Origin of the sequence: Rhodococcus sp. NPDC058521 (assembly GCF_042719695.1) — a bacterium.
Lineage (GTDB): Bacteria > Actinomycetota > Actinomycetes > Mycobacteriales > Mycobacteriaceae > Rhodococcus_F.
This window is the reverse complement of sequence record NZ_JBHXNL010000007.1, coordinates 88,049-100,388: the sequence shown is the minus strand read 5'-3', so window position 1 is coordinate 100,388 and position 12,340 is coordinate 88,049. Positions and strand designations below refer to the sequence as shown.

The 12,340-nt window shown below is 64.6% G+C and carries 12 protein-coding genes; 7 read left to right on the top strand and 5 right to left on the bottom strand.

Going from position 1 to position 12,340, the window contains the following annotated elements:
- Positions 1-15: 15 nt before the first annotated feature.
- Complete coding sequence (gene soxR / locus ACFWO3_RS13335; RefSeq protein WP_378578074.1) at positions 16-492, bottom strand: redox-sensitive transcriptional activator SoxR; 477 nt, start codon at positions 490-492, stop codon at positions 16-18.
- A gap of 110 nt (positions 493-602) precedes the next feature.
- Between soxR and arcA the strand changes: the two genes are divergently transcribed.
- A complete protein-coding gene (gene arcA, locus ACFWO3_RS13330) occupies positions 603-1,820 on the top strand; it encodes an arginine deiminase (RefSeq protein ID WP_378578072.1) in 1,218 nt (405 codons plus the stop codon).
- Between the two features lie 12 nt (positions 1,821-1,832).
- On the opposite strand, the gene arsC is transcribed toward arcA, so the two are convergent.
- Complete coding sequence (gene arsC / locus ACFWO3_RS13325; protein ID WP_378578070.1) at positions 1,833-2,180, bottom strand: arsenate reductase (glutaredoxin); 348 nt, start codon at positions 2,178-2,180, stop codon at positions 1,833-1,835.
- A gap of 73 nt (positions 2,181-2,253) precedes the next feature.
- On the opposite strand from arsC, the gene ACFWO3_RS13320 reads away from it, so the two are divergent.
- From ACFWO3_RS13320 to ACFWO3_RS13305, 4 genes are all read left to right on the top strand, one after another.
- Positions 2,254-2,616 (top strand): GntR family transcriptional regulator, encoded by a 363-nt coding sequence (locus ACFWO3_RS13320; RefSeq protein ID WP_378578067.1) that lies wholly within the window; start codon positions 2,254-2,256, stop codon positions 2,614-2,616.
- A 25-nt stretch (positions 2,617-2,641) separates the two neighbouring features.
- Positions 2,642-3,073: a DoxX family protein gene (locus ACFWO3_RS13315; RefSeq protein ID WP_378578065.1), complete on the top strand. Its 432-nt coding sequence runs from the start codon at positions 2,642-2,644 to the stop codon at positions 3,071-3,073.
- Between the two features lie 84 nt (positions 3,074-3,157).
- Positions 3,158-4,825, top strand: coding sequence for a BCCT family transporter (locus tag ACFWO3_RS13310; protein WP_378578063.1), 1,668 nt, complete (start codon positions 3,158-3,160; stop codon positions 4,823-4,825).
- 31 nt (positions 4,826-4,856) lie between these two features.
- Positions 4,857-5,960, top strand: coding sequence for an alpha/beta hydrolase (locus tag ACFWO3_RS13305; RefSeq protein ID WP_378578060.1), 1,104 nt, complete (start codon positions 4,857-4,859; stop codon positions 5,958-5,960).
- Between the two features lie 9 nt (positions 5,961-5,969).
- Here ACFWO3_RS13305 and ACFWO3_RS13300 read toward each other — a convergent pair whose 3' ends face one another.
- Together ACFWO3_RS13300 and ACFWO3_RS13295 are read right to left on the bottom strand one after the other, a co-directional pair.
- A complete protein-coding gene (locus ACFWO3_RS13300; RefSeq protein ID WP_378578350.1) occupies positions 5,970-7,991 on the bottom strand; it encodes an acyltransferase family protein in 2,022 nt (673 codons plus the stop codon).
- 108 nt (positions 7,992-8,099) lie between these two features.
- Entirely contained in the window at positions 8,100-9,656 is a 1,557-nt protein-coding gene (locus ACFWO3_RS13295; protein WP_378578348.1) for a dolichyl-phosphate-mannose--protein mannosyltransferase, read from the bottom strand.
- Positions 9,657-9,685: 29 nt separating this feature from the next.
- Here ACFWO3_RS13295 and rsmI point away from each other — a divergent pair, with 29 nt between their 5' ends.
- The gene (gene rsmI / locus ACFWO3_RS13290) at positions 9,686-10,516 is read left to right on the top strand and encodes a 16S rRNA (cytidine(1402)-2'-O)-methyltransferase (protein ID WP_378578058.1); all 831 of its coding nucleotides are present in this window, start codon (positions 9,686-9,688) and stop codon (positions 10,514-10,516) included.
- A 28-nt stretch (positions 10,517-10,544) separates the two neighbouring features.
- Here rsmI and ACFWO3_RS13285 read toward each other — a convergent pair whose 3' ends face one another.
- Positions 10,545-11,711 carry a DUF2786 domain-containing protein gene (locus tag ACFWO3_RS13285; protein WP_378578056.1) on the bottom strand — a complete coding sequence of 389 codons (1,167 nt, stop codon included), beginning with the start codon at positions 11,709-11,711 and terminating at the stop codon, positions 10,545-10,547.
- 216 nt (positions 11,712-11,927) lie between these two features.
- On the opposite strand from ACFWO3_RS13285, the gene ACFWO3_RS13280 reads away from it, so the two are divergent.
- The gene (locus ACFWO3_RS13280; RefSeq protein WP_378578054.1) at positions 11,928-12,332 is read left to right on the top strand and encodes a DUF4259 domain-containing protein; all 405 of its coding nucleotides are present in this window, start codon (positions 11,928-11,930) and stop codon (positions 12,330-12,332) included.
- The last annotated feature ends 8 nt before the right edge of the window (positions 12,333-12,340 follow it).

Here is a 12,340-nt window from a genome sequence, read left to right as displayed (position 1 = left end):
GTTCATGTGACGGCCTCACTGGGTGAGTTCGTTCCTCAGTTCCACGTCCAGGTTGCGGGCACCGGGCCCGGCGGCGGCGAGCTTGTCGTGGCTGTTGACGATTCTGCAGCTGCTCAGCGACAGGCATCCGCATCCGATGCAGCCGGTGAGGTTGTCGCGTAGGCGTTGCAGTTGCTCGATCCGGTCGTCGAGTTCGGAGTGCCACTCGGCGGAGAGTTTGGCCCAGTCCTTTCTGTTGGGGGTCCTGCCCTCGGGGAGGGTCGACAGCGCCTCTCTGATGTCGGCAAGTGGAATCCCGACCCGCTGGGAGATGCGAACGAATGCAACACGTCGCAACGTGTCTCGGCGATAGCGGCGTTGATTGCCGCTGGTCCGCCGACTCGAGATGAGGCCTTCGCGTTCGTAGAAGTGAAGGGCGGACACCGCGACACCGCTGCGCTCGGACAATTGGCCGGGGGTCAGTTCCTTCGCCGACCATTCGGGCATCTCCATGCGTGCACCCACCTTCCGTTCGGATACCCGAACCATACTCGAGGTCCTGTCATGCGCGACCGAATACGTATGTGCTGCCCGAGGGGGCTCCGGCGCACTACCGTCGAGACATGAACGCAACGGGATCGGCCGCAATGGGGGCGAGTTCCGAGGTGGGCACGCTCCGCGGTGTGCTGCTGCACCGGCCCGGTGACGAGTTGAAGCGCCTCACACCGCGCAACAACGACCAACTGCTGTTCGACGGCCTGCCGTGGGTCGATCGTGCGCAGGAAGAACACGATGCGTTCGCAGACCTCCTGAGGAGCCGCGGCGTCGACGTGATGCTGCTTTCGGATCTTCTCACCGAAGCGTTGACCGTCAGTGGTGCTGCCCGGATGCAGGGAATCGGTGCGGCGGTCGACCCTCGAAGGCTCGGTCACACCTTGGCGCACGAGCTGACATCCCACCTGCGCGCTGTTCCCGCGGCCGAACTGTCCACGATTCTCACCGCCGGCATGACCTTCGACGAGTTGCCGGTGGACGCGAGTTCGTCGTCGTTGGTCAGGCGAATGCACCACGGCGGCGACTTCGTCATCGACCCACTACCCAATCTGTTGTTCACCCGAGACTCGTCGTTCTGGATCGGGTCTCGGGTGGCGATCACGTCGTTGGCGCTGCCGGCACGGGCGAGAGAGACGTCGCTGACCGATCTCATCTACGCCCACCACCCGAGGTTTCTCGGCGTCCGCCGCGCGTACGAATCGCACACTGCTCCTGTCGAGGGTGGGGACGTGGTGCTGCTCGCGCCGGGTGTGGTCGCGGTCGGAGTGGGGGAGCGAACCACGCCCGCCGGAGCGGAAGCACTGGCCAGGAGTGTCTTCGAGGACGAGTTGGCGCACACCGTGCTGGTCGTCCCGATCGCCCAGGAACGGGCGTCGATGCATCTGGACACCGTCTGCACGATGGTCGACGTCGATGCCGTGGTGATGTATCCGGCGATCCAGGACACGTTGTCCGCATTCACGATTCACCGTGAGGACAAGGGCGTGAGTATTCGCGGTGCGGATCCGTTCCTGGACGCTGCTGCGGACGCGATGGGCATCGGCAAGCTCCGTGTCATCGACACCGGCCTCGACAACGTGACCGCCGAACGCGAGCAGTGGGACGACGGGAACAACACGCTTGCGCTGGCCCCTGGCGTCGTCGTCGCGTACGAGCGGAACGTGGAAACCAACGCCCGCCTGGAGGCATCGGGTATCGAGGTGTTGCGGATCGCAGGCTCCGAACTGGGGTCGGGACGCGGCGGCCCACGGTGCATGTCCTGCCCGGTTGCCCGCGATCCGATCTAGCGGGTCGGGTGGTCAGAGAACTTCTTCGACCTTCTCGGCCGGGCGAGCCAGCACCGTGCCCTTGTCGGTGACCACGATCGGTCGCTCGATGAGGATGGGGTTGTCCACCATGGCCTCGAGGAGCTGATCCTCGGTGGCATCAGCGAGGCCGAGTTCCTTGTACACGGCTTCGCGTTTGCGAATCGCCTGGCTCGGCTGCAGTCCGGCGTCGTCGAGCAACTTGCGTAAGCCGTCACGTGACGGTGGTGTCTCGAGGTACTTCACCACTGTCGGTTCGATGCCGGATTCTTCGATCAATCGAAGAACGGTGCGGGAGGTGTTGCATCGCTGGTTGTGGTAAATAGTCGCGTTCTCGGCCATGCCCTCATTGTGCACGCCCCGAGCACCGTCTTCGCCTAGCGTTGACCAGGAAGCGTGACGGAAGGGAGGGACCGTGCACCTGAACATTGATGCGGACTCGGCTGTGGCACCGTTCGATCAGGTCCGATTGCAGATCATCGAGCAGGTTCGGTCGGGCGTGTTGATCGCCGGAACCAAGATACCGACGGTGCGGGCGCTGGCGTCCACGTTGAACCTTGCACCCAACACGGTGGCGAAGGCGTATCGCGAGTTGGGGCGCGAAGGAGTCATCGAGACGCACGGCAAACAGGGGACGTTCATCGCCTCGGGTGGGGACCCGACGAGGACACACGCCGAGCGCGCCGCGACCCAGTATGTCCAAGAACTGCGAAATCTCGGGATTTCGGACGAAGATGTACTTGGGTTCGTCCGTTCCGCACTACGAGGAGCGGACTGACGATTCGTAGAGAGAAGGGACTCCGGTGGCATCCACACTGTTTCGCGACATAGCGATTCTCGTCGCCAGAATCGGGCTCGGGGTCGTGTTCGTGGCTCACGGATGGCAGAAGTTCTTCGATGCCGGTGTCGGTGCCACCCAGGCGTCGTTTCGGGACATGAACGTGCCGGCGTCGAATGTGAGCGCGGTCGTCGCTGCAGCTGTCGAGCTGGGCGGGGGAGTGGCGTTGGTCGCAGGCCTGGCCACCTCGATCGCCGGTTTCCTTCTGTTTCTCGACATGCTGGGTGCGTTCGTGATCGTTCATCTGGACAAGGGTGTCTTCGTCGCCGAAGGAGGGTACGAACTGGTGGTTGCGCTGGGTACGGGTGCTTTGTTGCTGGCAGTGTCGGGCGCCGGTCGTCTCGGAATCGACGGGTTGATCGGAAGGGGCTCGGGATGGGGCAGAACCGCAGAGTGAACGGGGTGCGAGATAGGTTGCACACCCGTGACACGTCATGCCCTAGCTTGCTTTTGCGAACGAACTCGAGGAATGTGAAACACCATGGCGATGAACACTGACACTTCGGACCGCGATACGGCGGACGACGGATCGGGGTCTGCACCGAGCAGTCTGACCCGGGTCGGTATCCGCACCGACTACGTGGTCTTCTCGGTAGCGGCAGTGGCCGTACTCGCAATCGTGGTGTGGGGCCTCGTGGCTCCCGATCACATGAACTCCACCACCGGATCGATGCTGGACTGGATCGTCACGAACATCGGTTGGCTGTTCGTGCTTGCTGCGACCGGCTTCGTCCTCTTCTCCATCTGGCTCGCTGTCAGCCGATTCGGCACGATCCCGCTGGGTAAGGACGGTGAGAAACCCGAGTTTCGCACCGTGAGCTGGATCGCGATGATGTTCAGCGCGGGTATGGGTATCGGATTGATGTTCTTCGGACTCTCCGAACCTCTCGCGCATTTCGTGACCCCGCCTCCGGGCTCCGAAGGTGGCGTCAGCGCCGCGATGGCCACGACGATGTTCCACTGGAGCCTCCATCCGTGGGCGATGTACGCGGTGGTCGGTCTGTCGATCGCGTACGGCTCGTACCGCAAGGGGCGCAAGCAGCTGTTCAGCTCGGCGTTCATCCCGCTTCTCGGACGTCGCGCCGAAGGGCCCATCGGCAAGATCATCGACATTCTCGCGATCTTCGCCACCCTCTTCGGAACTGCAGCTTCGTTGGGACTCGGTGCATTGCAGATCGGTTCCGGGTTCGAGGTCGTCGGGTGGATGTCGCAGGTGAGCACCCTGCTTCTCGTTGCAGTCGTCGCTATCCTGACCCTTGCGTTCGTTGCATCTGCGGTGTCGGGTGTCGCAAAGGGCATCCAGTGGCTCTCGAACATCAACATGGTGTTGGCTCTGGTTCTCGCGATCTTCGTGTTCGTGCTGGGCCCGACGGTCCTGATGCTGAACCTGATTCCGACGACGATCGGGGCGTATGCCGCGGACCTTGCGCAGATGTCGGCACGAACCGGCGCCTCGTCAGATCCGGAGACCGGAAGCTGGCTCTCCTCGTGGACGATCTTCTACTGGGCCTGGTGGGTGTCGTGGACCCCGTTCGTCGGCATGTTCCTGGCACGCATCAGCAAGGGGCGCACCATCCGCCAGTTCATCATCGGCGTCATCGCAGTGCCCAGCACGGTGAGCCTGATCTGGTTCGCGATCTTCGGCGGCGCCGGAATCGGGGAACAGCGAGACGGAATCGACCTGGCGTCGCGTGGCAGCGAAGAAGCCCAGTTGTTCGGAATGCTCGACAACTTGCCACTCGCCGGTATCACCACGGTGCTGGTGATGACGCTCGTTGCGATCTTCTTCGTGTCCGGTGCAGATGCCGCATCGATGGTGATGGGTTCGCTGTCCCAGCGCGGAACGCTGGAACCGAGGCGTTGGGTCGTCGTGTTCTGGGGAACGCTCACAGGTGGTGTGGCTGCGCTGATCCTCTGGACCGGTGGGTCGGAGGCACTGGACGGTCTGCAAACCATGACGATCATCGCGGCGGCGCCGTTCGTGTTCGTGATGATCGGCCTGTGTGTGGCGCTCTACAAGGACCTTTCGCGTGATCCGCTCATGCTCGATGCCCGCGCCATGCGACGCGAGCTTCGGCGAATGGCTGCGAAACAGCGCCGGGAGAAGAGCCGAGAAACGAATCGCGAGAGGACTCCCGCTCCCAGGTGAGATCCACTCGTCCGTCGTAGGATGGCTGGCGATGCCTACCTTCAAGCGCGTACTCGCCGGATTGTCGTCAGCCGTCCTTCTCGGTTCCATGGGACTCACCAGTGGCGCTGCGTTGTCCTCGGCCGACCCCCGCCCCGTACCGAACCTGCCGGGTCAGCCCCTGATGGTCGACACGGACATCACGTTCGACTCCGATGGCCACACCTTCCACGGCACCTACCGGGGGCCGGCCGATCCGTCGATCGCGCCGGCGGCCTCCGCGCTGCTGCTCCCGGGCAGCGGTCCCATCGACCGCAACGGTGCATCCGGTCCCGAGTACCGGGCCGAAACCATTGCGAGACTGGCCGATGCACTGGGCTCCAGAGGTATTGCGACGTTGCGGTTCGACAAGTACGGCACCGGCTCCACCGGAACGGACGGCCCGCCGGAACAGGCAATGACCGAGTACGGGTTCGAGCAGCAGGTCGACGATGCGAGTTCCGCGCTGGCGGAACTGAAGAAGCTCAGTGGCACCGAGCCGCAGCACACCTCGATTCTGGGGCACAGTGAAGGGTCTCTGACCGCGCTTGCCGTGAGTGAGCGCCGGCCCGATGCGGTGGGTGGGCTCGGATTGCTGCAGCCGCTTGCCATGCGATACCTCGACCTAATTCGAGCGCAGGTGCACGCCTACGTCGGCCGCACCGTGGCGGCGGGTGAAATGGAACAGGCCGAGGGGGACGCGGTCCTGTCCAGCCTCGAAGAGGCCATCGACTCGATGCGCACCAAGGGCGTCGTCCCGGACGAGTTGCACCCGCTGCTTCCTCAGGTCGGGATCTCCCCGGCCACAGCTCGTTTCTTCAGTGAGGCCGACAAATACGATCCGCGCGAACTTGCCGCTGCAGTGCCCGAGTCCTCACACACCCTGCTGAGCTGCTCGGACAAGGACCTGAACGTCAACTGTGAACAGGTAGAAGGCCTTCGTGCTGCTCTCGATCACACAGACCTCGAGTTCGTTCACATGACGACGTCCAACCACGGACTCGGCGAACTGGGTCCGGTACCGCCCACTCAGCTCGATTCGGTGGCGCCGCTGCCCCTGGCGTTCGAGTTCGTCGGCCCTTTGAACGCCTGGGCCGATGGAGTGCTCGAGCCCTGAGGGTCCGCGTCACCACAATCCGGTGGCGGCACCGATCTGGCGGTCGAGTTCGGGCGCCAGCGTTCGGGTGTAGGTGGCGGACAGGTGATGCGAGTCGTGGTAGACGAGAACGTTGCCCTCGACCACCCTGCAGATTGCGGCATCGCACACGGCATCGCTCATGTCGAGTGGGTGGACGAGGGGAAAGTTCTCGGCGGCGGCCAGCACCGGATTGACCGGATCCAGCACGTAATCACGAGGCAACCCACAGGATTCGGCATCGCCGCCGTCGGCCAGGCAGTCCGGCGCACCGTACGGGGAGCCGTCCTCGTGCAGCCAGGGCGTGTCACGCATTCCCAACAGCGGAATACCCATCCCGCCCAGGCGCTCCCACACGCCGAGGTAGTCGTCCGGTGTGATGTCGCCCGGTCCTTCTTCGTTGGGGCGCGAGGCCGTGGTGAACACCCAATCGGGTCGTTCGATGCTGAGACGATCCAGGATCTCCGACGACCACTGGCCGCACCCCGGGTATTCGACGTCGTGGAGCATCGGGACTGGATTCACGGTGACGGGGCAGCCCATCTTCAGTAGGGTTTGGACCCGTATTCCGCGCTCCTTGCCGATCAGATCCAGCGCAGGAATCCAGTGTTCGGCGTGCGAGCTGCCCACGACGGAGATCGTCGTGGCGGCATCGGGGTCGCCGTACGTGCACTCGACGACATCGGTGCTCATCAGGTCGGTGATACACAGGTCCGTCGTCGGTTGCGGGACGTCGTGTTCGGCTTCGAGCACCGTCGGGCGCATGTCGGCGTGGGGTGCGAAGGTCCCGTCCGTCAGGGTCGCCGCGCCGGGGTACAGCCACGGGTCGAGGTCTCCGACCCGCGCGGTGGTTTCGGGGTTCTGCGCGAGATACCACTTCCACGAGCCCGTTGCGCCGACGATGGCGACACCGAGAATGCAGATGGTCGCGACGATCGTGCGCTTCTGGAAGCGGGCGGGCGCTGCAGCACCCGCTTTTCCGGACATCGGCGCTTCGACGACTCGATACGTGACCCAGGCGACGACGAGCGACACCACGACCACGGCAAGACCGCCGAGGGCGCCGACCTCAGGACGTTCGCGCCAGGTGAGGTAGAAGATGAGTATCGGCCAGTGCCAGAGATACAGGGAGTACGCGATCGCGCCCAGTTCCACGAACGGTCGGGTCGCCAGCGCCTGGACGATTCCCGGCCGGTCGCTGTCGGCACCGGAAGGGCCGGTTCCCGCCAGGATGAGCGCAAGTGTGGCACCCACCGGGATCAGCGCTGCCGGACCGGGGAACGACGAACCGCCGTCCACGACGAATCCACAACCGATCACCACGGCGATCCCGGCGATCGCGAGCGCCACCTTGACCGGCCGGGGGAGGGTGATTCGATGGATCACCAGCGCGATTCCGGCCCCGGCCAGAAGCTCCCACAAGCGTGCGAACGTGTCGTAGTAGGTCCACATCTGGTGTTCCTGGGAGCGCAGAGCCGCGTACACGAACGACGAGACCAGTCCCACGACGATGACGCCGCCGATCAGGGGCCGCACCAGTTGTCGGTGACCGGTTCGACGGCACCACCATGCGACACCCGCGATCAGCGCCAAGGCGAGCAGGTAGTACTGGACCTGCACCGACATGGACCACAGGTGTTGCATCGGGCTGACCGACGCATCCGCTGCCTGGTAGTCGGCGGATGTTCGGGCCAACTCCCAGTTCTGGATGTGGAGGATCGACGAGATCGCCTGATCGGCGAGAGCCGACCATTGCGTGAACGGACGCTGGATCGCGGTGGCGGCGGTGGTGGCCGCCAATACGATAATCAGTGCAGGAAACAGCCGCCTGACGGTGCGCCGGACCACTGTGGGAATCGACGGGCCGGCTTCGGATTCCGCGCGCCGCAGCAGCATGCCGGTGAAGAAGAAGCCCGACAGGACGAGAAACACGTCCACGCCGCCGGACACGCGGCCGAACCAGACGTGGTAAACGACGACAAGAGCGATCGCTACACCGCGGAGTCCGTCCAGGTCGTAGCGATATGGGGGTGATGTGGTTACACCACGGTCGTCAGGTGAGAGGAGAGTCGTGTCCCCGCTCGTAGTCGATCGATCGGGTCTCACAAGTTCCGTTCCTCGTCAACGCCAGCTGGGTAGCCACAGTTGGTCCTGCCATGTGTCCGGGGTGATCGGGATGGCCGTGAGGATCGGCCACAACCACACGAAGTTGGCCACCACGAGCCCCACGTACAGGCACACCACCAACAAACCCGTTCCACGTCGCTCGAACGATGCACGCGCGCTTCCGAGTATGTCGCCGAGCGTCAACGCTATCGCCATCACCAGGAACGGCGCCAATGCCACAGCGTAGAAGTAATACATCTGACGGTCGAGCGTGACCAACCACGGCAGGAATGCCGCACCGTAGGCCACCAGAACGGCGCCGAATCGCCAGTCCCGTCCAACCAGCGCCCTCCACAGAGCCCAAGCGAGGACGGGTAGTGCCAGCCACCACATCGCCGGGGTACCGATCAACATGATCGCCTTCACACAGGACTGCGCGCTGCATCCCGATACATTCTCGCCGTCGGCGAAGTAGTAGAGCATCGGGCGTAGTCCCATCGGCCACGTCCAGGGCTTCGACTCCCACGGATGGTGATTCCCTGCCGAGTTGGTGAGCCCGGAGTGGAACTCGAGAACGTTGCCGCTGTAGTACCAGAGTGACCGCAATGCGCTCGGCACGAACGACCACGTTCCGCCACTGCCGACGCCGGTGCCCACCGCGTGTCGGTCCACGCCCGTTTCGCTCGCGAACCAGGCCCAATAGGTGCCCAGGTAGACGATCAGGGGAACGACCACCAACGCGTACAGGGCGGGGCCGAGGTCGCGGACGCCTGTGCCGAGCCACGGCCGGCGTACGCCGTAAGCCCGGCGGGCCGACACATCGAACGCCACGCACAGCAGACCGAAGAACGCGATGAAGTAGACACCCGACCACTTGGTGCCGCATGCCAGGCCGAGCATGACGCCCGCGCCGAATCGCCACCAGCGCACACCCAGCCGTGGACCCCACTCGGTGACATGAATCCGGCCTTCTTCGTACACCCGCGCCGTTCGCTCGCGCGTCTCGTCGCGGTCGACGACGAGACAGCCGAACGCCGCGACAGCGAACAATGCGAGGAAGATGTCCAGCATCCCCACCCGCGAGGACACGAATGTCACCCCGTCGGCGATGACGAGGATCCCTGCGAAACCACCGATGAGGGTCGAACGGCTCAGTCGCCGGACGATACGGATGACGAGAAGGACGATGATCGTTCCCGCAACAGCGGAGGCGAACCGCCAACCCCACCCGTTGTAACCGAAAAGCGCCTCGCCCATCGCGATCAACTGCTTGCCGACCGGTGGGTGGACCACCAGCCCATAACCGGGGTTGTCCTCGAGCCACACTCCGCCGGTCAGGACCTGCCAACCCTGTGGGGCGTAGTGCTTTTCGTCGAAGACCGGGGTGCCCGCATCGGTAGGGTAGCCGAGCATCACGAATCGCGTCACGGCGGCGATCGTGGTCAGGAACAGCGTGACGACCCAACCTCGAAAACGGTCGGTCGGCCCGAAATCAGGTGCCGGCACCAAGGGCGCCGGACTGACCTTCGTAGGGGGCTGTGCCGAGGGCACATGGTGCTCGTCGGTCAGCATGCTCACCCCGCAATCGTAGGCTGTGGGACATGACTGGTCGTCTGGTGCTCGCCGCAACGCCGATGGGGGATGTCGGTGATGCCTCGTCCAGGCTGCGCTCGGCCCTCGAAACAGCGGATGTCGTGGCCGCAGAAGACACCCGGCGCACCAAGGCGCTGGCCTCGGCACTCGACGTGACCATCACCGGGCGTGTCGTGAGTTTCTACGACCAGGTCGAGGTATCGCGGCTGCCGGGGTTGGTGGCCGACGTGGAGTCGGGAAAGACCGTGTTGCTGGTGACGGATGCGGGAATGCCGTCCGTGAGCGATCCCGGATACCGCCTGGTTGCTGCCTGTGTGGACGAGGGACTTCCGGTGACGTGTCTGCCCGGTCCTTCCGCTGTGACGACGGCCCTCGCCCTGTCGGGGTTACCGGTCGAACGCTTCTGTTTCGACGGGTTCCCGCCGCGGAAACAGGGACAGCGAAAGACCTGGATGCAGACCCTGGTGGCGGAGGAACGTGCCTGCGTGTTCTTCGAGGCACCACATCGGCTGGTCGACTGTCTTGCCGATGCGGTCGAAGTCCTCGGTGGCGACCGCAGAGCCGCCGTGTGCCGCGAGCTGACCAAGACGTACGAGGAGGTCCGGCGCGGCACACTCGCAGAGCTCGCCGAGTGGGCGGCTGAGGGTGTACGCGGTGAGATCACGGTCGTGCTGGCCGGGGCGACCCGTGCCGTGTCCGATCCGGCCGATCTCGTCGAGGACGTGGAACGGCTCGTGGAGAGTGGTACCCGACTCAAGGACGCCTGCGCCCTCGTCGCCACCGCAGGGGTATCGAAGCGTGAACTCTACGAAACCGTTCTGGCGGCGCGGCGGGACTGAGCCGGGTACCGGTCACCCACGGCTCTGATCAGCTGCTGATCCGAGCCTTCTCGTCGGGTGCAAGGACCGCGATCTCGGCGGCCGCTCTGCCCGCGTGCCAGCCGTCCGCATCGACCGAGCGCCCTCGGGACTTCCTGGTTCGCGGGAACAGTCGCTCGAACTCGGCGTCCACCGCCTCGGAGGTGGACGCCAGGATGGGGAGGAGGTCGTCCACGTCGATGCGCGCGGCGTCGGCTGCCTCGACGGTTGCGCGAGTGTCGGCCTCGCGCAGGCGCTGACCTATCCGGCCGGCGAAACCGGCGAGGAAACCCTTCCGGAACGAGGTGGTGCGTGAGCCGCTCCGGCCGGCAGCGTCCGCGAACTGCATCGCACGTGTCGCCTGGACGAGCAGCGAGGTGAACAGCAGATCGACCTGCTGCAGATCGACGGGCGTACCGACCACCGTCGCGATGGCGACCTTGTCGAACCACACCGTCCGGACACGGTTGGGTTCACCGATTTCGGTGAGCAGATGAACCTTTTCCTTTACGTACGGGTTCTCCAAGTGGACTCGCCGACTTGCCACGGCTGCGGGGCCGGTGCCGGCACGGGACGTGAGTAGAGCGGTGTCGATCGCGTACCGCGTCATCAACTCCTGCGCCTTCGCGGTGAACGTCTCGGCCTCTTCGGCGAAGTCCGTCGCTTCGGCCTTCGCGAGCAACCCGCGAATCTTGTTCCCGATCTTGCCGTCGAGGAGAAGATCCGGGTGTGCGCCGGCCGTGCGAAGACCGAGCCACGCCGACGGCGGGGGAGTGAGCATCGACCAGGGTGCGAGAGTGGCCCAGACCGAGGTGAGGTCGGTGATCTGGTACATCGAGTGATAGGGATCGGAGAACAGTAGTCCAGCGGTGAGAGCTATAGCCTGGTCTGTCGATTCGCCCGCGCGTTCCGCGATCACGTCGCTGGCGGGGTACTGCTCGGAAAGGGTATCCAGCTGGCGCACCCAGGATTCCGGTGCGCGGTCCCGAGCCCCACTGTGCCGCGCTTCGTGCAGGATGACCGTGGCAGCGAGACTTGCCTCCGACGGCTCCTTCGAACGTCGACTCGCGTGCACCAGGTCGGCGGGTTGCCAGCCGCGCTCATAGACGTCGCGAAGCTCGCGCACCAGACGTCGCACCGACTCCGCTGCCTGCGGGCTAACCTCTTCCTCGAACACACCCGCACCCCTCTCTCGCCCTGTTTTCGTTCGAAAGTATGTTCTATTGGTCGTCATGGCGGCAAAGTGTGCACCGGGGGTCCGACACGTACGGTGATCTGTCGCACCCGAAGTGGTGTCGTCACGTGGAGTGTCGCTTCGTTCCGCTAATGTCTCCCGGTCGGCACCAAGTCAAACGAACACAACCACAACACACTGACGGCAGGAGCACGCCGAATGGGCGCATGGGACCTCGGGCCTTTCGACAACGACGGCGCGATGAACGCACTCGGAGAGATCGAGAAGGCTGGTCCGCAGGGCATCTCCGAAGCATTGGTTGCGGCGATGGACGCAGTGGTCGCGAACGAGACCTACATCGAGACGGATTGTGCACAGGCTGCCGTGGCCGCCGCAGCGCTGGTGGCGCTCCGGGCGGGCGCAGAAGCTGACGATCCTTCGGCAAGCACGTTCCTCGATTCCAACCCGTTCGAGGCGACACGGGAGCTCAAGGACCACGCCTCGAAGACGTTCGAGCGGATCGCCGTCAAGGACGACAACGGATGGTTCGCGCTGTGGGACGAAGCCGGCTGTGTCGGAGCAGTCGTGGAAGGACTGGGCCCGTACCGCGTCGCCGTCGCCTGATTCGAGCG

Excerpts from the sequence above, each read along its gene's own strand:
- ACFWO3_RS13295 (WP_378578348.1), bottom strand. The coding sequence starts at position 9,656 with ATGCTGACCGACGAGCACCATGTGCCCTCGGCACAGCCCCCTACGAAG.
- ACFWO3_RS13280 (WP_378578054.1), top strand. The coding sequence starts at position 11,928 with ATGGGCGCATGGGACCTCGGGCCTTTCGACAACGACGGCGCGATGAAC.
- ACFWO3_RS13310 (WP_378578063.1), top strand. The coding sequence starts at position 3,158 with ATGGCGATGAACACTGACACTTCGGACCGCGATACGGCGGACGACGGA.
- soxR (WP_378578074.1), bottom strand. The coding sequence starts at position 492 with ATGGAGATGCCCGAATGGTCGGCGAAGGAACTGACCCCCGGCCAATTG.
- rsmI (WP_378578058.1), top strand. The coding sequence starts at position 9,686 with ATGACTGGTCGTCTGGTGCTCGCCGCAACGCCGATGGGGGATGTCGGT.
- ACFWO3_RS13305 (WP_378578060.1), top strand. The coding sequence starts at position 4,857 with ATGCCTACCTTCAAGCGCGTACTCGCCGGATTGTCGTCAGCCGTCCTT.
- arsC (WP_378578070.1), bottom strand. The coding sequence starts at position 2,180 with ATGGCCGAGAACGCGACTATTTACCACAACCAGCGATGCAACACCTCC.
- arcA (WP_378578072.1), top strand. The coding sequence starts at position 603 with ATGAACGCAACGGGATCGGCCGCAATGGGGGCGAGTTCCGAGGTGGGC.